Consider the following 23,155-nt stretch of genomic DNA (forward strand, 5'->3'; position numbering starts at 1 on the left):
AGTGGCTGATGGGCTGGGATTGGGCAGGCAAGCCCCGTGCCTTGCGCATCGGAGAGCGAACCGCGGCTTCAGCTGGAAGGTTCGGGCTTTTCGAGCGGGGAACTGGCCGGGCCGTGCAGCACCGTGCCGTCGTAGTCGAAGCGCGAACCGTGGCAGGGACAGTCCCAGGTCAGGTCGACGTCGTTCCATTCGACCAGGCAGCCCATGTGGGTACAGGAAGCGGAGAGTTCATGCAGCTTGCCGTCCATATCGCGATAGCGGGCGATGCTCGATCCGTTCTCGCGTATGACGCGGGCCTGGCCCAGGGCAAGGTGGGCGTCACCGTCGGACGAATCGGGAACCAGGCGGTCGACGACGAACTGCTTGGCCGACTTGAGATTTTCTTTGACGAATTCCGTGCCGCCGACCAGGGGCTTGATTCTGGTTGCGTCGAAGAGCTCGGTACAGGGGTTCTCACGCCGCATTATCAGGTCGGCGATGATGCGCGCGGCGGCGACGCCGTTGGTGATGCCCCAGGCATCGAAGCCGGTGGCGACGTAGAGCTGGGGCGTCGAAGTGGACGCCCTGCCGACAAAGGGCATGCCGTCCATGGAGCGGAAGTCTTCGTTGGTCCAACGGTAGGCGGGCTGGCCGATGGAAAAATTTTCGTGCAGGAAGACTTCGAGGTCGGCAAAGCTTTTGGACAGATCTTCGGGCACGCCGGTCTTGTACTCGGGGCCGACCGCGATGATGTGCCGGGCGCCGCCCGAACTGTCGGTGCGAAATGAATAAGTGGGCTCGCCCGACGAGATGAACATGCCGTCGAGTTCGCAGTCGGGGGCCAGTGGCGCGGCGGCGACGGTGTGGCTGAAGGTGAAGGCCTTGGCGTAGAACTTTCCTTCCGGCACGACGGGCAGGTGGGACGCGATGACGACATGCCTGGCCGTGACGGTGTGGCCGGCCTCGGTCTTGACATGCTGTATCTCGCCGTCCTGCTCCACCCCCACGACCCGGCTCATTTCATACAGCTGCGCCGTGGCGGCCACGGCCCGCGCCAGGCCCGCCAGATACAGCACGGGATTGAACTGCGCCTGGTCATCGAAGCACAGGGCTCCCGTACACTCGACCGGCGCGGGTATGTCCTTCACCAGGCGGGCGGGCAGGCCCAGCATGGAGGCGGCCATGGCCTCGTCGTCGACTTCGGAGGCGGTGTCTATGCTTTCGGCATAGACGTAGGCCGACTTGCGCTCGAAGCCGCAGTCGATGCGTTCTTTATCGACCACGGCGGCGATGCGTTCGACGGCGTCCTGGTTGGCCTGCGCATATAGCCTGGCGTTGTCCTCGCCGAAGTCGCGGATCAGGCGTCCATAGATCAGGCCATGCTGGGAGGTGACCTTGGCGGTGGAGCGGGCCGTCACCTGCGACGCCGCGCGCAAGGCCTCGAGCACGATGACTTTCTTTCCGGCCCGCGCCAGTTCGTAGGCGGCCGTCAGGCCCACGATGCCGGCGCCGACGATGACGACGTCGGCGCGCGCATCGTCCGCCAGACCGGGGTAGTGGGTGGGCGCACCGCCCGCGACGGCTTCCCAATAAGTTTGTATCTTGTTCTCGCGCATGGCGCACCTTTTTCGGATTCGGGCCGCAACGGGCGGCGGGGCCGGGTGCGCAGCAAATCACATGCCGCGAGCTTGTAGGGTCAGCGCCGGGCTTCCAGCTTGGCGCGGCGGCGGGCCAGATGGGCCCGGTCGTCGGCCGAGGAGAAAGCCACGGCAAAGACAATGCCGATGGCGGCGCCCACGATGGTGTCCAGCACCCGTTCGACGGGCATGTTGCTGTCCGCCACGGGCGCGGCGAGATGGGTCATGAGCAGGGCCATGGGCGTAATGGTGATCTGGCCCAGGGCGTAGTTGTAACTGATGATGACTTCGGTGATGAACTGGAAGAATACGATGGCCGCCAGCACCCACCAGAACGAGGGCGCCTGCGCCAGTATGGCCCAGGCGATGCAGGCGCCCAGCACGGTGCCGGCCATGCGTTGCAGGGCCCGGTTCATGGTGATGTGCAGATGGCTGCCCTGCATGACGGCGGTTGCGCCGATGGCCGCCCAGGCGGGATAGTGCCAGCCGGCGGCGTGGGCGATGAAAGCCGCCGCGGCGGCGCCCGCCGCGATACGGCCGGCGGCAATCAGTTGGTGTTGGAAGGGCGGCGCGTGCAGCGCCGGGGCGGCCTCGGTGGTGACGGGCCGTGCACGCAAGCCGTCGGTGGCCAGGCACACGATGATGGCCAGCCCGGCCCCCCAGGCGGTGGCCAGGGTGCGCTCCACGACCGTCATCCAGGTTTCGGCCGGCCCTCCCAGAACAGCGCCCACGGCGAACACGAACAGCGTGGCGCCCGGGCCGCCCAGCCGCCAGTGCGACACGGCGATGGTGGCCAGGCCGGCCGAGACCGCCAGCAGGACGATCATGGCCGGCAGCGACGCGCCCGCATAGGACAAGAGCGACGGAAAAAACACCGCCGCCACGAACAACGCGGCGCAGATGGCCACGATGCTGCGCCGCCTGCGCATGGAGGCGAAGCGTCCGAACAGCGCGGTCAGGGCGCCGAGCGCGGGAAAGCCGACCAGGTGCTCCCAGGGAGAAAGATGCATGGTCGTCAGTGCGATCAGCACCGTGATGGCCGCCTGCATGCCGGCAATGGCCGTATTCTGGAGCGAAGGCGGCGGCGCCAGCAGCAGGCTTTCCTGAAACTGCGTGGGGCGCAACAGGTCGCGCGCCGAACGGCCGCGGCTGGCGCGTGGGCGGCGGCGCGGACGGGGCTCGGATGAAGAGGGGCGCGAAGTTTGATCCGTCGGGGTCATGAGCGCGAGGCCAAAGGCGGAGCAAAGGCTGTGCGCCAATCATACACATACACCTTCGATGCGTCGATGCGCGGAAGCCCGCCGGCGGTTCCTTCGTTGAGCCGGCAGGCGGCCGAGCGTTCTTTCCCCCGGGACGGTATCATCTCGTTTTCAAGGTAGATACATGTCTTCATCGCGGTTCTCCACCCTTTGGTGGGATGTTCTCGTTACTTCGCTGGGTCCGATACTGTGGGGGTCGACCTATATCGTCACCACCGAGATCCTGCCTCCGGACCGGCCCTTTACCGCCGCTGTGCTGCGCATCATGCCCGCTGGCCTCATCCTCATTCTGTATACCCGTCTCGTTCCGCCGCGCAGCGAGTGGGGCCGCATGCTGATCCTGGCGGCGCTGAACCTGGGGTTTTTCCAGGCCATGCTGTTCGTATCGGCCTATCGGCTGCCGGGCGGCCTGGCTTCGGTATTGGGCGCGATTCAGCCGCTGCTCATCATGGGCATCGTCTGGGCGGTCGACAGCATACGGCCGGCGCGGCTGGCGGTGTGGGCGGCGGTCATGGGCGTGGCGGGCATGGGGGCGCTGCTGCTGTCGCCGGGTTCGACATGGGATCCGGTCGGCGTGGCGGCCGCGGCGGCCGGCGCCTTCGGCATGTCCGTCGGCACCTATCTGACACGCCGCTGGAGCACCAGCCTGCCAATCCTGGCCTTTACCGGCTGGCAGCTGTTCATCGCCGGCATCATGATCATGCCGGTGGCCCTGCTGTTCGACCCCCCGCTGCGATCGATGACGGTGCTGCAGGTATCGGGCTATGTCTACCTGTCGCTGGGCGGCGCTCTGCTGGCTTATTTCCTGTGGTTTCGCGGCGTCGCCCGCCTGTCGCCGGTGGCGGTGTCCTCGTTGAACCTGCTCAGCCCGTTGACGGCGGTGGTGCTGGGCTGGGCATTGCTGGGGCAGAGCATCAAGGGCCTGTCCATGGTCGGCATGGTGGCCGTGCTGGCGAGCATTCTGCTGGTGCAGTGGGCGAGCAGCCGGCGGCTGCCCTGACAGTCACTCGTCGAGTATGGGTACGAAACCGCCGAAGATCATGCGCTTTCCGTCGAAACTCATTTGGTCGCCCATTTCCTTCATGCGTGGATCGTTCATCATTTTTTCCTGCACGGAGCTACGGACTTCCTTGGACGGGTATTCGAACCAGCTGAAGACCACTTTTTCGTCTTCCTTGGCTTGAACGGCGCGGCGGAAATCGGTCAGTTTGCCGTCGGGGACGTCGTCTTCCCAGCACTCGACGACGCGGCTCACGCCGAATTCCTTGAACAGCGGCGCCGCCTTGCGGGCCAGATCCAGATAGGCTTCTTTGTTGGCGGCCGGCACCGCCACGACGAATCCTTCCACGTAATTCATATGGGTCTCCTTGTTGGTTGGTGGGCGGGCGCCCTGTATCGTCGCTTGACGATTAACGTTGATATCAACATAATAAGATAGCCATGTCAAAGAGAATTTCATTTGATACAACTTTGCAGGTACGAGATACCTGCCTGTGCCTGCATGCCCAGCGCGCGGCGCGGGCGCTGGGCCGTCGCTTCGACGAGGCATTGCGGCCAGTGGGCCTGACGAACGGCCAGTTTTCCTTGTTGATGTCCCTGAACAGGCCGCAGCCGCCGGCCATTGCGCCGGTCGCCCAATTGCTGGCCATGGACCGCACCACATTGACTGCGGCCCTGAAACCGCTGCAGCGCGACGGCCTGGTCGGCATCGAAGCGGACCCCGCCGACCGGCGCAGCCGCCTGTTGAAACTGACCGACAAGGGTCACGCCCTATTGGCCCGGGCCATGCCCATCTGGCGCGAGACGCATGCCGAGATCGAAGCCGGGCTGGGCGAGGTCGATGCCGATGCGCTGCGCGCGGGCCTGGGCGCCCTGGGTTCCTAGCGCGGCGGCGCGCGCTCTAGCCTTTAACTTTCAATGTGGATGGGCGCTAGGCCAGGCTGCGCACCTTGGATTCGAGCTCGATCTTCAACCCTTCGGGCAGCGGAAGCCGGCGGGCAAGTTCGTCCAGATAGGCTTTTTCCATATAGCTTTGCTCGTCGACGATGAGCAAGCTGGCCAGATACACCTCGGCCGCGGTCTCCGGCGTGGTCGCCAGCGCGGCGATGCCGGCCGGGTCGACGGGATTGGCCAATTGAGCGTCGAACCAGGAGAGGTCTTCGGGGTGGCTGGTGAGCTTGGCGACTTCCTGATCGAGCAGCTGGCGCTCCTCGGCGCCGATGTGGCCGTCGGCCTTGGCCGCCGTAATCATGGCCGCCAGGATGATGCGCGAATGCTCTTCCAGCTGGCCCGCGGGCAGGGCAGGAGCTGCAGACGGAGTGTGAGCAGCGGCCGACACATTCGGCCCTGCGGCGGCGGGCGCGCCGGCGGCCGCCTGGGCGGCGGACTTCTGTTGCCAGTCCTGGTAGGTTTTGAGCGCCAGCGCTCCGAGCGCCGCGGCGCCGCCATAGGCGGCGAACTTGCCGCCCATTTTTCGGAACTTCTTATTGCCCAGCAGCAGTCCGAGCGCTCCGCCTGCCAGCGCGCCTCCGCCGAACCCGCCGAGCTTCGAGGCAAGGCCCGCATTTTGATTGGTGGCGGACGTGGCGTCCTGCACCAGTCCCTGGCCGGATTGAAGGACTTGCTGCAACAGCTGCTGGATGGACATGTGAAAACCTCGGATAAGAAGCGTTATGGGTCGTGCCGAATCGATTATCGCGCAACAGGCATCTATCGCAGACCGCCATCTTGCGGCTTGGTTCCCTTCAGGCCTGGGCGGCGCCGGCCGTTGCCTCGGCATCAATCCAGCATGGTGAAGTAGCCCAGCAGCATCACCAGCAGGTAAAGCAAGGGATAAAGCCTGCGCACGCCGGTGTTGAACGCCTGCGCCCGGGCCGCCCCATACCCGGTGTACAGGGCCGCTACCGTGCAGGAAGCCAGCAGGGCGAAACTGAGCATGATGATGGTGCCGTTGAACAGCACGTCGGAAAGCGTCAGGTAGTGAACGACGGGCAATTCCCGGTCCAGCACGAACTTCAGCGCGATGGTTGTCAGGATCAGCGTCACCATGCCGCCGATCCGGGGCGATGCGTAGGAAGACTGGCTGACCACGTTCAACCAGAGCAGGCTCCAGGACGCCAGGGCGATCACCGTCAGCGGCAGGAATATCTTGTGCACGCCGTCGACGAAATCATGTTCGACCACGATCTGCAGATCGATCCGGGGAAAGCGCTGCCCGGGCGTGTCGGGGCGAGAGCCGGAGGAGGTGTTCCACGCGATGCTGCGCGGATACCAGTTGCCGTGCAGGACATCGTCGAGCTGCTGCATGTCGTCGCTGGGGCTGAGGTGCTCGAGTTCGAACCGCATCTGGCGGTCGTCCACGGCGACGCTCGAGATATTCAGTTCGAGACTGAGGCGGCCGAAAGGGAAGTTGGTCAATTCGCCCTTGAAGCGGGGGGTTCCCGTGAATTTCTGCCGCAGCACCACCGTTCCGTCCGGATGGATCGCCAATGAATGCACGTCGCTGGCCGTCAGGCCTTTCTCGCCGGTGACGTCGAGAATGGGATGCCATAGGGTCTCCAGATATTTTTCGGCGCGCTGGCCCATCCATATCTGCGGAGCTTGGTCGCGGCCGGGGCGGCCATGGGCCAGGCGGGCGTCCTTCCAGCGTTGGACGAGCAGGGCGGTGATGTCGTAGGTGCCGGTGCCCAGTTTTATGTCGTTGATGTCTTCCAGATACAGATAAGTATGGATGACCGTGGGTTCGTTCAGGCTGGGCGGGGCGATGTCCGCCCTGGCAAGGGCCGATCCCACCAGGAATAGAACCAGCGCGAAGAGATAGTGCGTCAGCCTCATGGGTCGTGTCATGGATTCCCCTCGCGTGTTGTTTGGCGAATTGTATGCGAGCCGGCGCTGAGGCGGGGGCTGGTTTTGCCATGGCAGCGGCATCCTGCGCGCGGAGGGGGCGAGTTATGCGTCAAATGATTAACCACTATAGAAAAATGGTGCTATGCGGAGGGCGGGCGTCTACGTACACTGGATCGATGACCTCTGAAAACGATAGTGATTTGCCGTCGCCCGATCGCGTCGAGCGCATAGCGGTGCTCGGCATGGGCTCGGTGGGCGCCAGCTGGGCGGCGCTGTTTCTGGCCGGCGGGTTGGAGGTGGTGGCGCACGATCCGGCGCCCGGCGCCGAGCAGCGGGCGCGCGATTTCATCCGCCAGGCCTGGCCCGCCTTGATCGAGCTGGGAAGAACGACGCTGCCCGAGCCGGATTGGGCGCGGCTGCGCTTTGCCGACTCGGCGGCGCGGGCCGCCCGCGAGGCGCAGGTGATTCAAGAGAACATTCCCGAAAAGCCCGGGTTGAAGGCGTCGGTGCTGGCCGAGGTCGATGCGGCGGCCGCGCCCCACAAGATCGTGCTGTCGAGCACGGGCGGTATCCCGCCCACTCGCATGCAGGCGAGCTGCAGGCATCCGGAGCGCCTGGTGGTGATGCATCCCTTCAATCCCGCCCACCTGATCCCGCTGGTCGAGGTGGTGGGAGGCGAGCATACCTCTCCCGAAGTGGTCCAGTGGGCCATGGAATTTGCGCGGCACCTGGGCAAGCATCCCATCCGGCTTCACACCGAGGCCAGCGGACACATGACCAACCGCCTGCAGTTCGCCCTGGTGCGCGAAGCGATTGCCTGCCTGGTCGAAGGGGTGGCCAGCGCCCGCGATATCGATGCGGCCGTACGCTGGGGCCTCGCGCCGCGCTGGGCCCTGATGGGCGGCCTCATGACCCTGCATCTGGCAGGCGGCCCCGGGGGCATGCGGGGCATACTCGATCACGCGGGGGCCGCCATACAGCAATGGTGGCAGCCCGCTCCCGAGCCTCGGCTCACGCCCGAGGTGGTCCGGCGGCTGGTCGATGCGGCGCAAGAGGTCTCGGACGGCCGTCCGGTGGCCGATTGGGTCCGATGGCGCGACCGGTCGCTGGTCGATGTGCTGAATCTGCAACACAAGATGGAATCATCGGCGCCGGGCGCCGCCGGCGGTGCCAGTGAGAAAAAGGATTTATCTTCATGAACGACACTTCAAGCCCTTTGCCCGGCGATTCCTGGCCCATGCCGTTGCCGGCATGCCTGAGCGTGTCCCGCCGGGGCGCCATCGCCGTCCTGACGCTGAACCGCGCCGCCAAGCGCAATGCGCTCAGCGACGAACTGGTGCTGGGCATGCAGACTTTCTTTTCCAGCATTCCCGCCGATGTGCGGGGCGTGGTCATGCATGGCGCCGGAGACGACTTCTGCGCCGGCCTCGACCTGAATGAACTGAAGGAAACCACCACGGCCGAAAGCTTCGAGACATCGATCATCGGCCAGAGGCTGAACGACACCATCCAGTTCTGCAAAGTGCCGGTCATTGCCGTGCTGCATGGCGCGGTGATCGGCGGCGGCCTGGAGCTGGCGGCATCCGCCCACATTCGCATCGCCGAGGAGTCGGCCTACTATGCACTGCCCGAGGGCACCCGGGGCATCTTCCTGGGTTCGGGCGGATCAGTGCGTCTGCCCCGCCTCATCGGCGCGGCGGCGGTGATGGACATGATGCTGTCGGGACGGGTGTACGAGGCGCAAGAGGCCCATGCGATCCTGCGCCTGAGCCAGTACCTGGTGGGACCGGGCCAGGGGCTCGAAAAAGGCGTCGAGCTGGCCGGCAGAATCGCGCGCAACGCGCCCCTGGCCAACTTCGCCATCATCCAGTCCATCCCGCGCATCATCGAGCAGGATCCGCAGGCGGGCCTGTTCACCGAAATGCTCATGGTCGGCGTGGCGCAAGGAGATGAAGAGGCCAAGACGCGCCTGCGCGATTTCCTGGAGCGCAAGGCCGACAAGGTGCGGCGCGGCTGAGCGGACGCCGGCGGCGCTGCGCCGGATCGAAAGAGGCGGCGGCTGGGCCCGCCGAGTGGGCGGCGGGTCGCGGACCGGCCCAGAGGGGCAGCGGCATTGCAACGCAGGCTGAAAGCTGCGCCCCGGGACAGAAGGAGATTTTGGTGAGCGAGAAGACAAAGACGTTCGACGTGAACGAGATGCGCGCCGAGGCGGACGAATTCCGGCGCCACGTGGCGCGCTGGGTGGACGAGCGCCTGGCGCCCCAGGCGGCGCGGCTGGACGAGGAAGGCGATTTCGGCCATGAACTGTTCCGCGAACTGGGCGGGCTGGGATACTACGGCGCCATGTATCCCGAAAGCGCGGGCGGCAGCGGCCTAGCCTACCCCTATACCTGCTTCACGGTGCTGTGCGAAGAACTGGCGCGCGGCTCGGTGTCGTTCGCGGCCTCGGTGTGCATGCAGGGCTCCACCGCCACGCACACCATCTTCAAATGGGGCGGCGCCGCGCTGCATGAACATTACCTCGGGCCGGCCCTGCGGGGCGAGAAGATCGGCGCTTTCGCCATTACGGAGCCCAACTCGGGGTCGGATGCGGCGTCGCTGCGCACGCGCGCCACCGCCTGCGATGGCGGTTACAGGCTGAACGGCTCGAAGATATTCACCACCAATGGCACGGTGGCCGACTTCATCACCGTGGTGGCCACCACCGACCCGTCGAAAGGGCTGAAAGGGCTGGATCTGTTCCTGGTGCCTGCCGACTCGCCGGGCTTTTCGGTGGGCCGCAAGCTGGGCAAATTCTCGGTGCGGGCTTCGGACACGGCCGAACTGGTCTTCGACGACGTCTTCGTACCCCATGATCATCACTTGAACGATGGACAGGCCTCCGGCTTCCTGAATGCGTACAAGTCGCTGACGGTGGACCGCGTTTTCACGGCTGCGCTGGCTTTGGGCAACGGGCGGGCCGCCTATGACGCCTCCCTGGCGTATGCCAAAGAGCGGTCGCAATTCGGCCAGCCCATCGGCAAGTTCCAGGCGGTGCAGTTCAAGCTGGTCGACATGCTGGCGCGCCTGGAGCAGGCGCGACTGTACACCTATCATGCGGCCGAGCTGGCGGACCGCGGCGAGCCCATCACGACCGAGGCGGCCTTGTCCAAGATCGTGGCCGGCGATGGCTGCAACGAGGTCTGCCAGATGGCCATGTCCCTCTTCGGCGGCTATGGACTGATGAACGAGTACCCGGTGCAGCGCTTCTTGCGCGATGCGTACTTTCCTTTGGTGGGCGGCGGCACCAGCGACATCATGCGCCTGCTGGTGGCGCGCCAGCTCGGTTTCTGAGGGTAAGTACGGGGTTTCTTAAAGTTGTCTTTTCGTGCAACTTAATGCATATAGTTTAAAAGATCGTTTAACGAGCACGAGAACGATGCTGCCTGTCGCGCCTGCGTCACCTTGCTTCACCCCTGGGCGACAAGGCCAGCCGCCTATAAATCAAGCCATCCATTGGCCTATTCGGAGACACACAATGAAAAAACAGCTTTTTGCACTGGCTCTCGCCGCGGCGATTCCCTTCTCGGCGGGCGCCGAGGTAAAGGTGGGCGTCATCACGGGCGCCACCGGGCCGGGCGCCTCGCTGGGCATACCCTACAAGAACACGTTCTCCGTCGTGCCCGACACCCTGGGCGGCGAACCGGTGCGCTATGTCATTGTCGACGATGCCACCGACACCACCACGGCGGTCAAGCTGGCCCGCAAGCTGATCGAAGAAGACAAGGTCGACCTAATCATCGGTTCCAGCAGCGTGCCCGCCGCGATTGCGGTCGCCGAAGTGGCTTCCGAGTTGAAAACACCCCAGATATCGCTCTCGCCCACGCCCATCAAGGCCCAGGACAACCCCTGGTCGTTCGCCGTGCCGCAGCCCATCAACATCATGATGGGATCGCAGGTGCAGCACATGAAGCAGCACGGCGTCAAGACGGTCGGCTACCTGGGCTTCTCGGACTCCTGGGGCGAGCTGGTGCTTTCGGGCCTGAAAGCCACCACCAAGGACGCCGGCATCGACATCGTGGCCGAAGAGCGCTATGGCCGCGTCGACACCAGCGTGTCGGGCCAGGTGCTCAAGCTCATCGCCGCCAAGCCGGACGCCGTCGTCCTGGGCGGTTCCGGCACGCCGGGCGCGCTGCCGCAGGTCACGCTGCGCGAGCGCGGCTACAAAGGCCCCATCTACCACAATCACGGCGTCATCAATAAAGACTTCCTGCGCGTGGGAGGCAAGGCGCTCGAAGACGCTTATGCTCCCACCGGGCCGGTCATGGTGGCCGAGCAGCTGCCCGACAGCAACCCCATCAAGAAGGTCGCGCTCGAATTCACCCAGGCTTACGAAGGCAAATTCGGCCAGGGCACGCGCAACGCTTTCGCGGCCTATTCATGGGACGCCTACCTGCTGGCCGATAACGCGGTCAAGGCCGCCCTCGAGAAGGCGCAGCCGGGCACGAAGGAATTCCGCGACGCCGTGCGCGAAGCGCTCGAAAACAGCAAAGAAGTCGTCGGCACCCACGGTGTCTACAACATGTCGCCCACCGACCACACCGGCCTGGACGAGCGTGCCAGCGCCCTGGTTCAGGTCAAGAGCGGCGACTGGAAGCTGGTGGAATAAGCTCGAGGTGCGGCTGCGGCCGCTTCAGGCCGCGGCGGGTTCTTCCGATGCGTCACCGCAGGAAGAACCCGCCCACTCTGCCGCCCTGGATATTCAGGGTGGCGAGCAAGTCGTCCCCGCCGTCCTTGAAGCTCAGTTTCCACAACGAGATTTCGTGGCCGCGCTGCCTCATATTGCCCAGGTGCTGCGCGGTATAGCCTTGTTTAAGGCGCGGCCCGACAATCCGTGCGACGTCATCGAACTGTTGGGAGGTGATGGCTGCCGCAAAGTCCGGGGTTCCGGGGGCGACGAAAGCGTCGTGATCCTGCTCGGCCACCGCGGCAAGCAGGCCTTCCAGAGCCTGCCTGTCCTGCGCGTCGCCGGGGCCGGCCGCGTGCGCGACAAGGCCCATTGCGAGCGCCGCCAGAACGAAGAGCTGAGCCAGCATTCTGTTCAAGTGATTCATGGTCGTCTCCTGTGCAAGTCCGCATTCCAGCAATATACGTTCCATGAATAAGTGACGCTTCCAGGGCGGGCTAGGTAATCCGCGTGCCGCCCGGAACGCTGCGCACGAGCAGGACCAGACCCAGCGACAGGACAAAAATCAGCATCGCCGCCAGGGGCGTCTGCCACGCCGTGCCGGACGTGGGCATATACAAGCCGGTCCGCTTGCCGAGGTCCAGAAAAATGGGATGCGCCAGATAGATGCCGAAGGTCAGCGGGGCCACGGCCGGCATGCGCGGCAGGCTGCGCGCGTTCAGAATCAGCTGGAATACGGCCAGCGACATCAGCGGTACGGTCAAGCTGAAGGTGTCGTAGAAATAGACATTCAAGGCGTCGGCCGACGACAGCACGCTGGCGCCGAGCGCCGTCAGGGCGATGCTGGCGCACAAGACCAGGCCCGGCATGGGCAGGCGCAATTCGCCTTCGAACATCATGCGTCCGGCCAGGAAATAACCGATGTAGGGCAGGAACCAGGTCAGGAAAAAGCCGTAGCCGTCGGCGTTGAGTTCGCGATGCAGGGTCTGCAGGATGGCCAGCACGAAGATGGCCACCACCGCGGCCATGCGCTGGCGGTGCGAGCAGCGCTGGTAGACCGCCCGCAGATACGGCGCGAACAGGTACAGGCCCGCCAGCATGTACAGATACCAAAGATGGTAGTAGGGCGCGCCGCTGGTGGCCTTGCGCAGCCAGGCGGCTGCGTCCATGGGCACGCCGTCCAGGTGGTACATCAGGGCGCCCCACAGCAGGTAGAACGCCGACCAGAACACGATGGCGGGCGCAATGCGTACGGCGCGCCTCTGATAGAAATATTTGAACGGCTCGCGCTTGGCGGGGTTCAGCAGCAGCGCGCCGCTGATCATGACGAAGACCGGCACGCACCAGCGCGAGGCGGCGTCATACAGATTGGCCCATTGCCAATCGGTCGAACCATAGTCCAGGACGCTGGTCAAGGGAAAGGCCGCGCAATGCAGCAACACGACCGCGAAGGCGGCCATCCAGCGGGCGGCATCGAGTTTGTCGTAGTCGGCTTGCTGTAGGGGCATGGCACCTTTTGAAGAGTAGAGCTGCCATTACCTTAACAGCCGCACCCGCCTTACATTACGTAGAGGCGCGGAAGATGTTGCTGAATATAAACATGCAAGGGCTTGTCGACACTAAAAGGACAGCCGCACCGGCCGGCCAAGACTTCAGGCGGGCCAGCCGGGCGGGTCGTCGCGCCCGATGGATTGCGCTTCGCGGCGAGGCGCGAAGGCGTGGCCCGCCACACGCTGCGCGGGCGCCGCCCATAGCCGCTCCGCGCCGCCCGGAACGGGAAAGGCCCCGGCGGCGCAGCGTGCGCGGAACAGGGGGTGAGCCAGCGCTTCGGCCTGCCGCAGAACCGGGGTGACGCAGCAATCCAGGGGTTCCAGCCGGGCCAGCCATTCGTCGCGGGTCGCGCCGGCGAAGCGCTCGGCCACCGTCGAACGTATGGCATGGGAAGCGGCGCTTCCCGGCTTCAGGCCCTGGCTCCAATGCTGGGCGGCGAGTTCGGGCAGGCCCAGGCCTTCGGCCAGCGTGCGCCAGAATTTGGCTTCCAGTGCGCCGACCGCTACATACAGGCCGTCTGAACATGGATACAGGCCGTAGCAGGGCGCGCCGCCATTGAGCAGGCCTTGGCCCGGGGGTTCTATCTCGCGCCCGGCATTGGCCGCCGCCAGGGCCAATGGATTGGCGCTCAGGGCCGCATCCGCCAGGGCCACGTCCAGATGCACGCCGGTGCCATGCACACGCGCATGCAGCAGGGCCGCGACGATGCCGGTGGCGGCTGCTTGGGCGCCCAGTACATCGGACAGCGGCAGGTTGGGCACGACGGGTACGCCGCCGCTTTGCGCGATGGGGTGCAGCACGCCCGCCAGCGCCAGATAGTTGATGTCGTGGCCGGCATATTGCGCATAGGGACCGTCCTGTCCATAGCCGCTGATCGAGCACAGCACGAGGCGGGGATTGGCGGCATGCAGCGTCTCCCAGCCCAACCCCAGTCGGCCCAGGGTGCCGGGCCGGAAGCTCTCGACCAGGGCGTCGGCCTCGGCGGCCAGGGCCAGCAGCCGCCGGCGGTCGGGCTCCTGCTTGAGATCGAGCGTGGCGAAATGCTTGTGGCGGTTCACCATTTGAAAGGCCAATGAATTGCCGGCGGGCGGGCCCATGTGGCGGGCCGGGTCGCCATGACGCTCTTCGATCTTGAGCACGTCGGCGCCCAGGTCGGCCAGCTGCTGCGTGGCGAGCGGCCCGGGCAGCAGCCGGGTCAGATCCACTATGCGCAGGCCCGACAGCAGCCCGTCGGGGTGTATGCGTTGGCTCGTCATGATTTCAAGTCGGCAGGCGCACGGGCTCAAGCCGCCGCGGGAGCGCCGAAGCAGCCCCGCCCGACCGCGGTCAGGCGTTGTTCTTCATCGTAGACGTCGACGTCCACCACGCCCACTGTCTTGCCTGCGCGCCTTACCACGGCCCTGGCGGTGAGCAGGCCGCTCGACGGGCGCAGATAGTCGACGCGGAAATTGATGGTGGGCACCGGCGCGCGTGCCCCCATGATGAGGGCGAAGGTGCCGGCCGTGTCGATCAGCGAGGCGACGGCGCCGCCATGGAACTGCGGGCCGCCGGCTCCGCGCTCCAGCTCCTTGCGCAGGGGCATGGACAGCGCCAGCGCTCCGGCCTGGGCATCTGCTTCGACGCACTGCAGGCCCAGAAAGCGGATGAAGGGCGATGAGTCGAGCCAGGACTGGATTTCCGTTGCGGTCATGGGGGCGGACATGGTGTCTCCTGTTCAATCTGTTCAGTGGTGGTCAGGCCGCGGCAGGCGCGGGCAGGGCGGTCTGCACCAGCGATACCCAATAAGCGCAGCCCAGCGGCATGATGGCATCGTTGAAATCGTAGCCGGGGTTGTGCACCATGCAGCCGCCCTGCTGCCCCGTGCCATTGCCCAGCCAGACATAGGCGCCCGGGCAGGCCTGCAGCATGAAGGCGAAGTCTTCGGCGGCCATCAAGGCCTGGGCGCGGGTCAGCACATGCTCGGCGCCCACCAGGCGGGTGGCGGCTTCGCGGGCCACGCCGGCCTCGCGCTCGGTGTTGATCGTGGGCGGATAGCGGCGGTCGTAGCTGAGCTCGACCTCGACCCGATGGGCGTGGGCGATGCCTTCGCAGATGCGGCGCACTTCGGTTTCGACCGCGTCGCGGACGGATGCGGAGAAAGCCCGCACCGTGCCCGAAAGGCGGGCCTCGTCGGGCAGCACATTGTGGGTGTCGCCGGCATGGAAGGTGGTGATGGAGACGACGGCGGAGTCCAGCGGGCTGATGCGCCGGCTGACGATGTCCTGCAGCGCGCAGACCAGGGCCGAGCCGGCCAGGACGGCGTCGGTGGCCTCGTGGGGAAAAGCGGCGTGCCCGCCCTTGGCGCGGATGCGGATGTCGAGCAGATCGAACGAGGCCATCATGGGCCCGGGCATGACGCCGAACGTGCCGGCGGGTATGCCCGGGATGTTGTGCATGCCGTACACGGCCTGCATGGGAAAGCGTTCGAAAAGGCCTTCCTGCACCATCAGGCGCCCGCCGCCTTCGCCCTCTTCGGCAGGTTGGAAGATGAAGTAGACGGTGCCGTCGAAATCGCGATGCCGCGCCAGATAGCGCGCGGCGCCCAGCAGCATGGTGGTGTGGCCGTCGTGGCCGCAGGCGTGCATCTTGCCGGGCACGCGCGAGCGATGGGTGAAGGTATTGGCTTCATGGATGGGCAGGGCGTCCATGTCGGCGCGCAGGCCGATGGCGCGCTGGCTGTTGCCGGCGCGCAGCACGCCGACCACGCCCGTGCGGGCGATGCCTTCATGGACCTCGATGCCGAGCGCCTCGAGTTCGGCCGCCACGATGGCCGCGGTGCGCGTCTCTTCGAAGGCGGTCTCGGGATGGGCGTGCAGGTCGTGGCGCATGCGTATCAGGTCGTCCTGAAAGCCCTCGATGACGTCCAAGGGCGTGCTCATACGCCGAGTTCCACGAATTCGATGAGATTGCCGCAGGCGGCGTCGGGGCCGACCAGGATGCGTTCGCCCGCGTCCTCGTGCGCGACCTGGTTGCGGGCAAGCAGCCCGCGCAGATCCGCCAGTGAACGCACGGCGACGCGGTAGCCGGCAAACCGGGCGTCGGCGCCCTGTGCGGGCGTGATGCCATAGCGTTCGGCAAAGGCCTGCGGGTCATACACCACCAGGTCGGTCGCGCCGGGCGACACGGCTTGGCCGCCGTCGGCGTCCCGGCGCGCTTCCCGGCCGAACAGCTTGGCGAAATAGCCGATGGTGGCGGCCGGGTCGGATGATACGGCCAGGCAGGCCAGCATGTGCTGCGCGCCGTTGGGATGTTCGAGCCAGTCTTCGCGCAGATAGAGCTCGACATTGTGGTACTGGCAGACGTTGAAAGCCAGGGGAGCGGGGATGGGCAGCAGCACGTCGAACTCCGGCCAGACCGAGCCTTCGCCGGGTATCGCCCATTCCCTGCGGATATGGGCCGGCGGAGCAAAGGGATAGCCGCGCTCGGTGAGGCGGGCATGGGTGGCGGCGACGTCCCGGCTCATCATGACCATGGACTTGATGCCTTGCCGGCCCGAAAGAATAGGGCGCATGGCGTCGGGCAGGCGGCTCGCGTCGCGCACGGCCATCAGCTCGATGAAGTTGGCGGCGCCGGGCGTGCGGGGCCGCATGGGGATGAGGCGGTTGACGATGCCCATCGACGTAATGTCCGAGAGCGGAGTAGGCCTGAAGCCCAATCTTGCGTAGGCCTGGGCGGCGGCGTCCAGGTCTTGCACATAGGTCAGAAGATGGTCCAGTTCGTCGATGTCTTGGCTCATGAAGAGGCTCCTTTGGCAGCGCCCCGGCGGGCCTGCACTTCGTAATGGAAGGGAAAGCGGGACAGCGCTTCGACCACGCCGTCCTCGGCTTGCGCATCGGTCTCGACGCGCACCAGCGTGCCGTGGCGCGGGTCGGCAAGAACCGTCACATGGGCGTGGGCGGCCGGCAACGCCTCGTCCAGCAAGGCCTGCAACGTACGCTGCGCGGCATCGCGGCGCAGGGCGGTCTTGTCGACCTTGCCCACGCCGGTCAGAGGCAGGGCGGGCAGAATGGCGAGTTCCTTGGGAATGGCGGCGCGTTCCGGAATCCGGGCGCACAGGTCCAGCAGTTCTGCTTCGGTGCAGGCTGCGCCCGGCTTGAGCTGCACATAGGCGATGGGAAGCTCGCCGGCATACGCGTCGGGCTTGCCGACGGCGGCGGCCAGCGCCACGGCCGGATGCCGGTACAGGGCGCTTTCTATCATGGCCGGATCCAGCCCGTGGCCGCCGCGCTTGATGAGGTCTTTGGCGCGGCCGGTGATCCATACATAGCCTTCGGCGTCGATGCGGCCCAGATCGCCGCTGTCCAGCCAGCCGTCCTTGAAAAAAGGCTGCCTGTCCGCGCCCAGGCCGAGATAGCCGGTAAAGACGCTCGGCCCCTTGATGGCCAGCACGCCGATCTCGTCGGGCGCGCAATCGCCGGTTTCGCGGCCGTCCACGTCGACGCGCACGGCCTTGACCCGGCAATAGGGCAGGGCCACGCCGACCGAGCCGCCGCGCCGTTCCCCGTCGACCGGCATGGCGGTGACCGCCAAAGTGGCCTCGGTCAGGCCCCAGGGCTCGGTCAGGGGGACGTTGAAGTGCTCGACCAGCCGGTCGCCGATGGCCACGGGCAGCGCAGCCGCGCCATTGGTCAGCAGCCGCAGCGCAGGCACCTCGGAGCGCGCCGGCATGTTCAGCGCCAGCCGGCCCATGATGGTGGGCGGCGCGGTCAGCACGCTGATTTCCTCGCGTCGAACCAGTCGCCAGATCTCGTCCACCGTGCCGGGGCCTCGATAGCCCGCCGTGCCGGCGATGACGACACGGGCGCCGCAGGCCAAAGGATACAAGGCGCTGGCCAGCAGGCCGCCGACATGGAACATGGGCATGGCCGCCAGCACCCGGTCCTGCGGGCCATAGCGGTAGGCGTAGGCCGAGAACAGGGCGGTGACCGCCAGCTGGGCCGCGCTGAGGGGCACCAGCTTGGGCAGGCCGGTGGTGCCGCCGGTATGGAACAGCCCCGCCATGTCTTCATCGCGTTGGGGCAGCCGCGCCAGCGGCTTGCCCCGGATCAGCTCGGCAGGCTTGACGATGCGGGGCGGGCGCCGGCAATGCGCAAGCACGGCGTCCAGCTTGTCCAGTACGAGATCGCCTTCCGCGACCAGCAGCCTGGCGTCGATCGCATCCAGCAGCGCGGCGATTTCAGGGGCGTTCAGGTAGCTGTTGACGGGCGCGGCCACACCGATCGCCTGGGCCGCCAGCACGGCAATCAGCGTCTCGGGCCCGTTTGGTGTCAGGAAGGCGACGCGGTCGGATGGCCCTACGCCCGCTTCGGCAAGGCGGGCGGCGGCCTGGAGCACTTGCTCCGCCAGCGCCGCATAGCTGATGTCTTGCGGAGCATCCGCCAGCCGGCCGTCGGGCAGGAAACGCATCGCAGTGGCTTCGGGTTCTTGTGCGGCGACGTGCAGCACGAGATTGGGCAGATCGCCCGCGGGCAGGCGCTCGCGCCAGGGGATGCGTGCGAACGCCTCGGCGTCGGCGGCGCTGGCGAATGGGGCGGATACATCGATCATGGTTTTACGGCTTGACGATGATTTTTCCGAAGAAGGCGCGCTTCTCGAAATCGTCGTAGGCGGCGATCGCGCCGGACAGCGGAGCGACCCGGTCCAGCGCCGGCGCAAGGCGGCCCTCGGCCACCATGGACACCAGGCTTTGCTGGTCTTCCATGGTCCAGCCCGTGGAGCCGATGATGGTCATTTCAGAGGTGAAGAGATAGGGAATGTCCGACACGGCCTTGTAGCCGCCCGTGCCGCCGCAGCACAGCAGTCGGCCGAAGCGCTTGACGCAGCGCATGGACGGCAGCCAGGTGTCGCCCGCGGTGAAGTTGACCACCACGTCCACGCCGCCGCCGCGCAACAGCGAGCCGGTTTTTTCGCGTATGTAGGCGTCGAAGGCGGTTTGCGAATAATCGATGGTTTCGTCGGCGCCCAAGGCTTGCAGCTTGCGGCATTTTTCGTCATCGCCGGCGGCGGCGATGACGTGCAGGCCGGCCGCTTTGGCCAGCAGCACGCAGGCATTGCCCACGCCGCCGGAGGCGCCCAGGACGAGGATGCGCTCGCCGGCCTGGATCCGGCCGCGGGTGTGCAGCATGCGGTGCGCTGTGCCGTATGCGCAGGGCAGGGCGGCCGCGTCCTCGTCGCTGACGTTGTCCGGCAGGCGCATGAGCTGGCTGGCGCGCACGACGCAGTATTCGGCCATGGCGCCGTTGCGGTTTTCGCCCAGCATGTCGAAGCGGCCGTTTTCCCAGTCGACGTGATGCGGCAGGGGCAGCACGCGCTCGCCCACCTCCCAGCCGGTGACGCCCTCGCCCAGCTCCGCGATCTCGCCGGCGCAGTCCGAGCCGGTGATGCCGGGCAATTGCACTTTGATGCCGGGCATGCCCCGGCGCGAAAACAGGTCGGCGTGATTGATGCTGGAGGCCCGCACGCGGATCTTGACCCAGCCGGGCGGCACTTCGGGCTCCGGAACGTCGCCGTATTGCATGACGGAAAGATCGCCGTGTTCTTCGAAATAAAGTGCTTTCAACGCCTCGCTCCTTGGTGATTTGCTTATGGGCAAACAAAAGAAAATAGTTCTTGATCCACAGATTGTGGTTGTATAGTATCCAACATGTTGCCTATAGTGCAATGAAAATCCGAGCAGAACAAGTTGTTTCCGTCGACTTCGAGACGCATTCACCAGGAGACAAATCCATGCGCACATTTGCCAGAATCATTGCAGTTGCCGCCTTGGCGGGCAGCGCCCTGCTGCCGGCGCACGCCAGGGACTACAAGGTCGCCATTGCCGGCTGGGGGCCGCATCCCACGCTCGACGAAACCATTGCCGGCTTCAAGGAAGGGCTGGCTGAAGAAGGGTTTCGGCAGGGGGAGAATCTGGAATTCGAGGAAAGCAACGTCAATTTCGACCGATCGCTCATTCCGCAGATGCTCAACAAGCTGGCCAGCGGCAATCCCGATTTGATGGCCACGATCGCCACGCCGGTGTCGCTCACCGCCATCCAGCAACTGCGATCGCGCACCTTCCCCATCGTGTTCACGCCCATTGCCGATCCGGTGCACGCGGGCATGGTTTCCGGCTGGGAGAAGGGCGAGAAACTGCTGACGGGTTCTTCTGTCGCGGTGGACTACGATGCCTTGCTGACTTTCTTCAAGAAGGTCGTGCCGGATCTCAAGCGCCTGGGCGTGCTGTACGACACCGGCGACGACAGCTCTTCGGCAGCGCTGGAGGGCATCCAGGCCGTGGCGAAGATCCACGGCGTGACACTGGTGCAGATCGGCGTGGACAATCCCTCTGAGCTGCCGCAGCGCGTGCAGTCGGCGCGCGGCCGAGTCGACGCCTTGTATCCCGTTGCCTCGGGCCGCATCCAGCAAGGGTCGGCGGCCATCGCATCCACCGCCGAACGCGCCCGCCTGCCGGTCCTGACTTCGGTGCCGCAGATGGTCGAACAGCATCAGGCGCTGGCCGCCCTGGCGGTCTCGTTCAGACAGTCCGGCCAGGCCGCGGGCCGCATCGCGGGCCGCCTGCTCAAGGGCGAGGAGGCCGAAAACATCCCGGCCTGGAAGCCCACGCCCGAAGAGCACCATCCCATGATCAGCGAGGTCAGGCTCAAGGCGCTGGGCCTGACGCTGCCCGACGGCCTGAAGGATTGCAATTGCCTGGTGGGCGAGTGATGGCGCAGCCCATGATCACGCTCGAAGGCCTGCGCAAGACCTTCAACGCCGGCACGCCCGACGCCAAGCTTGCCACGCGGGACGTGTCGCTAGAGGTGCAGCCGGGCGAATTCGTGGCCATCATCGGCGGCAACGGGGCGGGCAAGAGCACGCTGCTCAACCTCATCGGCGGCGCACTTTCTCCCGACCAGGGCCGCGTCGAGATCGCGGGGACCGACGTCACGAACCAGCCCGAGCACGTGCGCGCCCGCCAGGTGGCCCGTGTGTTTCAGGACCCCATGATCGGCACCGCGCCCATGCTCACGGTGGAAGAAAATCTGGTACTGGCCGAACTGCGCGCGCGGGGCCGGGGCTGGAGGGCGGCGCTGACCGCCTCCCGGCGCGAGCGCTTTCGGGCCGACCTCGCCGAACTGGGCCTTGGGCTGGAAGACCGCCTTACCGCGCGGGCGGGCTTGCTCTCCGGCGGGCAGCGCCAGGCCCTGGCGCTGGTGATGGCCACGCTCGAGGCGCCCGATGTGCTGCTGCTGGACGAGCACACGGCCGCGCTGGACCCGCGCACTTCGGCCACCGTCATGCAGGCCACGCAGCGCCTGGTGGCTGCGCGCCGCCTTACCACCATGATGGTGACCCACAATATGGAGCACGCCCTGCAGTATGGAAGCCGCATCGTGATGATGGCCGACGGCGGCGTGCGCGCCGACCTGTCCTCGCAGGACAAGGCGGGCCTGGGCGTGGCCGACCTGGTGCAGCGTTTTCATATTGCCGACGACCGGATGATGCTGAGTTGAGCCATGACAGATATTTTGTATAGCTTCTGGCACCTGGTGCCGGTGACGCTGGTCCAGAGCCTCATGTATGCCACCGTTGCGTTCGGCATCATGATTCCCTTTCGCATTCTTTCCTTGCCCGACCTGACCTGCGAAGGCAGCCTGCCCCTGGGCGGCTGCCTGACCGCCGCACTGCTGGCGACGGGCTTCAATCCCTACGGGGCCACGCTGCTGGCCGTCCTCGCCGGAGCATTGGCGGGCGCCACGACCGCATGGCTGCATCTGCGCTTCCGCATCCATTCGCTGCTGGCCGGCATACTGGTGTTCACCATGCTGTGGAGCGTGAACCTGCGCGTGCTGGGCAAGCCCAACGCGCCTCTGCCCGGCGAGGCCAATGTGTTCGACGCCTTGTCGCCTGGGATTCTCATGTCGGATTGGCTGCAAGTGGGGCTGTTGGGGGCGCTCGCGGTGGCCGGCACGCTGGCCCTGATCTGGCTGTTCCGCACCGAGATCGGTCTGTCGATGCGCTGCGTGGGCGTCAACGAAAGGCTGGCGCCCGCGCTGGCGATACGGTCGGCGGTGTACATCGTGGGCGGCTTCGCGCTGGCCAACGCCATCGTCGCCTTCGGCGGCGCGCTGCTGGTGCAGCAGCAAGGCTACGCCGACGTCACCATGGGCTTCGGCGTCCTGATCAACGGCCTGGCCGCCCTGATCGTGGGCGAGGCCATCGTCGGACGGCACACGGTGGTCAGGCAGATGTGCGCGCCCCTGGTGGGCGCCATCGTGTACTACCAACTGGTGTCGCTGGGACTGGCCACCGGCCTGCACCCCTCCGACCTCAAGTTCCTCACCGGCTTGTTCGTCATCGCCACCCTGGCCCTGCCCCGTCTGCTGCGGCGCGGCGAGGGCAGTGCGCTGGGCTTGTGATGAGTGCGGGCCAACCGGTTGTCCCCATGCGCCGCATCGGGCTGGTGGGCGGCATGAGCTGGGAGTCCAGCGCCTTGTACTACCGCCTGCTCAACCAGGCGGTGCAGCGCGAACTGGGCGGCCATCACAACGCCGTCAGCATCATGGTGACGCTGGATTTCCAGGTGCTGGTCGATGCGGCGGGGCGGGGCGACTGGAACGAGGTGGCGGGCCATGTCGGCGGCGCCGCGAACCAGCTGGAGCGGGCGGGCGCCGACTTCATGCTGCTGACCGCCAATACGGCCCACCAGGTGTTCGACGCCTTGCCAGGCTACACCCGTCTTCCCGCCCTGCACATCGGCGCGCCCACGGCGCGCGCGCTAAAGAGCGCCGGCCATGCGCGAGTGGGCATCGTAGGCACCCGCCACGTCACCGAGTCTTCCTTCTACGCGGACTGGATGAGCCGGCACGCGGGCATCGAGGTCGTGCCGCCCGAGGCCGCGGACAGGCAGTGGCTGGACGCGGTAATCTTCGACGAACTGGCCAGGGGCCGCGTCCATGCCGAGTCGCGCACGGCCTTGCTGGCCATGCTTGATAGAATGCGGCTGGCCGGGCTGGATGCCGTCATCGTGGCGTGCACCGAGCTGCCGCTGCTGCTGGCGGCGGAAGGCCCGGCGCCGGCCCTGCCGTGCTTCGATACGGTGGCCTTGCACGTCGCCATGGCGGTGGACGTTGCGTTGGGGCGTGCGCACATTGCTTGCGGGGAGGATGCTTCGTAAGCTGGACAATTTAGGGAGTGGG

The 23,155-nt window shown here is 66.2% G+C and carries 23 protein-coding genes; 10 read left to right on the plus strand and 13 right to left on the minus strand.

The features are described from left to right. Positions 1-68 precede the first annotated feature (68 nt). On the minus strand, positions 69-1,595 hold the full coding sequence (locus tag CSC67_RS06715; protein WP_118993720.1) for an FAD-dependent oxidoreductase: 1,527 nt from the start codon (positions 1,593-1,595) through the stop codon (positions 69-71). 80 nt (positions 1,596-1,675) lie between these two features. After that, complete coding sequence (locus CSC67_RS06720) at positions 1,676-2,836, minus strand: FUSC family protein (protein ID WP_118993721.1); 1,161 nt, start codon at positions 2,834-2,836, stop codon at positions 1,676-1,678. Positions 2,837-2,999: 163 nt separating this feature from the next. Between CSC67_RS06720 and CSC67_RS06725 the strand changes: the two genes are divergently transcribed. Next, on the plus strand, positions 3,000-3,875 hold the full coding sequence (locus CSC67_RS06725) for an EamA family transporter (protein ID WP_118993722.1): 876 nt from the start codon (positions 3,000-3,002) through the stop codon (positions 3,873-3,875). Positions 3,876-3,878: 3 nt separating this feature from the next. On the opposite strand, the gene CSC67_RS06730 is transcribed toward CSC67_RS06725, so the two are convergent. Continuing rightward, a complete protein-coding gene (locus CSC67_RS06730; RefSeq protein WP_118993723.1) occupies positions 3,879-4,232 on the minus strand; it encodes a DUF1428 domain-containing protein in 354 nt (117 codons plus the stop codon). An 83-nt stretch (positions 4,233-4,315) separates the two neighbouring features. Between CSC67_RS06730 and CSC67_RS06735 the strand changes: the two genes are divergently transcribed. Further along, positions 4,316-4,759 (plus strand): MarR family winged helix-turn-helix transcriptional regulator, encoded by a 444-nt coding sequence (locus CSC67_RS06735; RefSeq protein ID WP_118993724.1) that lies wholly within the window; start codon positions 4,316-4,318, stop codon positions 4,757-4,759. Positions 4,760-4,805: 46 nt separating this feature from the next. On the opposite strand, the gene CSC67_RS06740 is transcribed toward CSC67_RS06735, so the two are convergent. Further along, a complete protein-coding gene (locus CSC67_RS06740; protein WP_118993725.1) occupies positions 4,806-5,522 on the minus strand; it encodes a tellurite resistance TerB family protein in 717 nt (238 codons plus the stop codon). Positions 5,523-5,653: 131 nt separating this feature from the next. Further along, positions 5,654-6,721, minus strand: coding sequence for a ligand-gated ion channel (locus CSC67_RS06745; RefSeq protein WP_167752781.1), 1,068 nt, complete (start codon positions 6,719-6,721; stop codon positions 5,654-5,656). 176 nt (positions 6,722-6,897) lie between these two features. On the opposite strand from CSC67_RS06745, the gene CSC67_RS21190 reads away from it, so the two are divergent. From CSC67_RS21190 to CSC67_RS06765, 4 genes are all read left to right on the plus strand, one after another. Continuing rightward, positions 6,898-7,920 (plus strand): 3-hydroxyacyl-CoA dehydrogenase NAD-binding domain-containing protein, encoded by a 1,023-nt coding sequence (locus CSC67_RS21190; RefSeq protein ID WP_167752782.1) that lies wholly within the window; start codon positions 6,898-6,900, stop codon positions 7,918-7,920. Further along, positions 7,917-8,738, plus strand: coding sequence for a crotonase/enoyl-CoA hydratase family protein (locus CSC67_RS06755; protein ID WP_118993727.1), 822 nt, complete (start codon positions 7,917-7,919; stop codon positions 8,736-8,738). The genes CSC67_RS21190 and CSC67_RS06755 overlap by 4 nt, the downstream gene beginning before the upstream one ends. A gap of 143 nt (positions 8,739-8,881) precedes the next feature. Next, positions 8,882-10,054, plus strand: coding sequence for an acyl-CoA dehydrogenase family protein (locus CSC67_RS06760; protein ID WP_118993728.1), 1,173 nt, complete (start codon positions 8,882-8,884; stop codon positions 10,052-10,054). A gap of 184 nt (positions 10,055-10,238) precedes the next feature. Then, positions 10,239-11,369, plus strand: coding sequence for an ABC transporter substrate-binding protein (locus CSC67_RS06765; RefSeq protein ID WP_118993729.1), 1,131 nt, complete (start codon positions 10,239-10,241; stop codon positions 11,367-11,369). 52 nt (positions 11,370-11,421) lie between these two features. Here the strand turns inward: CSC67_RS06765 and CSC67_RS06770 are convergent, their stop codons facing one another. The 8 genes from CSC67_RS06770 to CSC67_RS06805 all read right to left on the minus strand — a co-directional run bounded on the left by CSC67_RS06770 (position 11,422) and on the right by CSC67_RS06805 (position 19,536). Further along, positions 11,422-11,814: a hypothetical protein gene (locus tag CSC67_RS06770; RefSeq protein ID WP_118993730.1), complete on the minus strand. Its 393-nt coding sequence runs from the start codon at positions 11,812-11,814 to the stop codon at positions 11,422-11,424. A 70-nt stretch (positions 11,815-11,884) separates the two neighbouring features. Further along, complete coding sequence (locus CSC67_RS06775) at positions 11,885-12,895, minus strand: acyltransferase (protein WP_118993731.1); 1,011 nt, start codon at positions 12,893-12,895, stop codon at positions 11,885-11,887. A gap of 144 nt (positions 12,896-13,039) precedes the next feature. Then, a complete protein-coding gene (locus CSC67_RS06780) occupies positions 13,040-14,194 on the minus strand; it encodes a CaiB/BaiF CoA transferase family protein (RefSeq protein WP_118993732.1) in 1,155 nt (384 codons plus the stop codon). 26 nt (positions 14,195-14,220) lie between these two features. Further along, positions 14,221-14,640, minus strand: a complete 420-nt coding sequence (locus tag CSC67_RS06785) for a PaaI family thioesterase (RefSeq protein WP_118993733.1) — start codon at positions 14,638-14,640, stop codon at positions 14,221-14,223. A gap of 31 nt (positions 14,641-14,671) precedes the next feature. Further along, on the minus strand, positions 14,672-15,856 hold the full coding sequence (locus CSC67_RS06790) for a M20 aminoacylase family protein (RefSeq protein WP_118993734.1): 1,185 nt from the start codon (positions 15,854-15,856) through the stop codon (positions 14,672-14,674). Then, complete coding sequence (locus CSC67_RS06795; RefSeq protein ID WP_118993735.1) at positions 15,853-16,713, minus strand: VOC family protein; 861 nt, start codon at positions 16,711-16,713, stop codon at positions 15,853-15,855. Before CSC67_RS06795 ends, CSC67_RS06790 begins: the two co-directional genes overlap by 4 nt. Next, complete coding sequence (locus CSC67_RS06800; RefSeq protein WP_118993736.1) at positions 16,710-18,524, minus strand: AMP-binding protein; 1,815 nt, start codon at positions 18,522-18,524, stop codon at positions 16,710-16,712. Before CSC67_RS06800 ends, CSC67_RS06795 begins: the two co-directional genes overlap by 4 nt. A gap of 4 nt (positions 18,525-18,528) precedes the next feature. Continuing rightward, complete coding sequence (locus CSC67_RS06805; RefSeq protein ID WP_209304276.1) at positions 18,529-19,536, minus strand: zinc-binding dehydrogenase; 1,008 nt, start codon at positions 19,534-19,536, stop codon at positions 18,529-18,531. 167 nt (positions 19,537-19,703) lie between these two features. Between CSC67_RS06805 and CSC67_RS06810 the strand changes: the two genes are divergently transcribed. The 4 genes from CSC67_RS06810 to CSC67_RS06825 are packed head-to-tail and all read left to right on the plus strand — an operon-like array spanning position 19,704 to position 23,133. Further along, on the plus strand, positions 19,704-20,681 hold the full coding sequence (locus CSC67_RS06810) for an ABC transporter substrate-binding protein (protein ID WP_167752783.1): 978 nt from the start codon (positions 19,704-19,706) through the stop codon (positions 20,679-20,681). 11 nt (positions 20,682-20,692) lie between these two features. Further along, complete coding sequence (locus CSC67_RS06815) at positions 20,693-21,469, plus strand: ABC transporter ATP-binding protein (protein WP_118993848.1); 777 nt, start codon at positions 20,693-20,695, stop codon at positions 21,467-21,469. 3 nt (positions 21,470-21,472) lie between these two features. Then, complete coding sequence (locus CSC67_RS06820; RefSeq protein ID WP_118993738.1) at positions 21,473-22,375, plus strand: ABC transporter permease; 903 nt, start codon at positions 21,473-21,475, stop codon at positions 22,373-22,375. Then, complete coding sequence (locus CSC67_RS06825) at positions 22,375-23,133, plus strand: aspartate/glutamate racemase family protein (protein ID WP_118993739.1); 759 nt, start codon at positions 22,375-22,377, stop codon at positions 23,131-23,133. The genes CSC67_RS06820 and CSC67_RS06825 overlap by 1 nt, the downstream gene beginning before the upstream one ends. The last annotated feature ends 22 nt before the right edge of the window (positions 23,134-23,155 follow it).

The sequence above is a fragment of the Pusillimonas caeni genome (assembly GCF_003545815.1).
In the GTDB taxonomy this organism is placed as follows: domain Bacteria; phylum Pseudomonadota; class Gammaproteobacteria; order Burkholderiales; family Burkholderiaceae_B; genus Pusillimonas; species Pusillimonas caeni.

What these genes read in the sequence shown, in the direction of transcription:
- CSC67_RS06780 (WP_118993732.1), bottom strand. Translation starts at nt 14,194, where the DNA reads ATGACGAGCCAACGCATACACCCCGACGGGCTGCTGTCGGGCCTGCGC.
- CSC67_RS06770 (WP_118993730.1), bottom strand. Translation starts at nt 11,814, where the DNA reads ATGAATCACTTGAACAGAATGCTGGCTCAGCTCTTCGTTCTGGCGGCG.
- CSC67_RS06790 (WP_118993734.1), bottom strand. Translation starts at nt 15,856, where the DNA reads ATGAGCACGCCCTTGGACGTCATCGAGGGCTTTCAGGACGACCTGATA.
- CSC67_RS06825 (WP_118993739.1), top strand. Translation starts at nt 22,375, where the DNA reads ATGAGTGCGGGCCAACCGGTTGTCCCCATGCGCCGCATCGGGCTGGTG.
- CSC67_RS06815 (WP_118993848.1), top strand. Translation starts at nt 20,693, where the DNA reads ATGATCACGCTCGAAGGCCTGCGCAAGACCTTCAACGCCGGCACGCCC.
- CSC67_RS06765 (WP_118993729.1), top strand. Translation starts at nt 10,239, where the DNA reads ATGAAAAAACAGCTTTTTGCACTGGCTCTCGCCGCGGCGATTCCCTTC.
- CSC67_RS06740 (WP_118993725.1), bottom strand. Translation starts at nt 5,522, where the DNA reads ATGTCCATCCAGCAGCTGTTGCAGCAAGTCCTTCAATCCGGCCAGGGA.
- CSC67_RS06820 (WP_118993738.1), top strand. Translation starts at nt 21,473, where the DNA reads ATGACAGATATTTTGTATAGCTTCTGGCACCTGGTGCCGGTGACGCTG.
- CSC67_RS06730 (WP_118993723.1), bottom strand. Translation starts at nt 4,232, where the DNA reads ATGAATTACGTGGAAGGATTCGTCGTGGCGGTGCCGGCCGCCAACAAA.
- CSC67_RS06800 (WP_118993736.1), bottom strand. Translation starts at nt 18,524, where the DNA reads ATGATCGATGTATCCGCCCCATTCGCCAGCGCCGCCGACGCCGAGGCG.
- CSC67_RS06745 (WP_167752781.1), bottom strand. Translation starts at nt 6,721, where the DNA reads ATGACACGACCCATGAGGCTGACGCACTATCTCTTCGCGCTGGTTCTA.
- CSC67_RS06775 (WP_118993731.1), bottom strand. Translation starts at nt 12,895, where the DNA reads ATGCCCCTACAGCAAGCCGACTACGACAAACTCGATGCCGCCCGCTGG.
- CSC67_RS06795 (WP_118993735.1), bottom strand. Translation starts at nt 16,713, where the DNA reads ATGAGCCAAGACATCGACGAACTGGACCATCTTCTGACCTATGTGCAA.
- CSC67_RS06720 (WP_118993721.1), bottom strand. Translation starts at nt 2,836, where the DNA reads ATGACCCCGACGGATCAAACTTCGCGCCCCTCTTCATCCGAGCCCCGT.
- CSC67_RS06725 (WP_118993722.1), top strand. Translation starts at nt 3,000, where the DNA reads ATGTCTTCATCGCGGTTCTCCACCCTTTGGTGGGATGTTCTCGTTACT.
- CSC67_RS06755 (WP_118993727.1), top strand. Translation starts at nt 7,917, where the DNA reads ATGAACGACACTTCAAGCCCTTTGCCCGGCGATTCCTGGCCCATGCCG.
- CSC67_RS06735 (WP_118993724.1), top strand. Translation starts at nt 4,316, where the DNA reads ATGTCAAAGAGAATTTCATTTGATACAACTTTGCAGGTACGAGATACC.
- CSC67_RS21190 (WP_167752782.1), top strand. Translation starts at nt 6,898, where the DNA reads ATGACCTCTGAAAACGATAGTGATTTGCCGTCGCCCGATCGCGTCGAG.
- CSC67_RS06810 (WP_167752783.1), top strand. Translation starts at nt 19,704, where the DNA reads ATGCGCACATTTGCCAGAATCATTGCAGTTGCCGCCTTGGCGGGCAGC.
- CSC67_RS06785 (WP_118993733.1), bottom strand. Translation starts at nt 14,640, where the DNA reads ATGTCCGCCCCCATGACCGCAACGGAAATCCAGTCCTGGCTCGACTCA.
- CSC67_RS06715 (WP_118993720.1), bottom strand. Translation starts at nt 1,595, where the DNA reads ATGCGCGAGAACAAGATACAAACTTATTGGGAAGCCGTCGCGGGCGGT.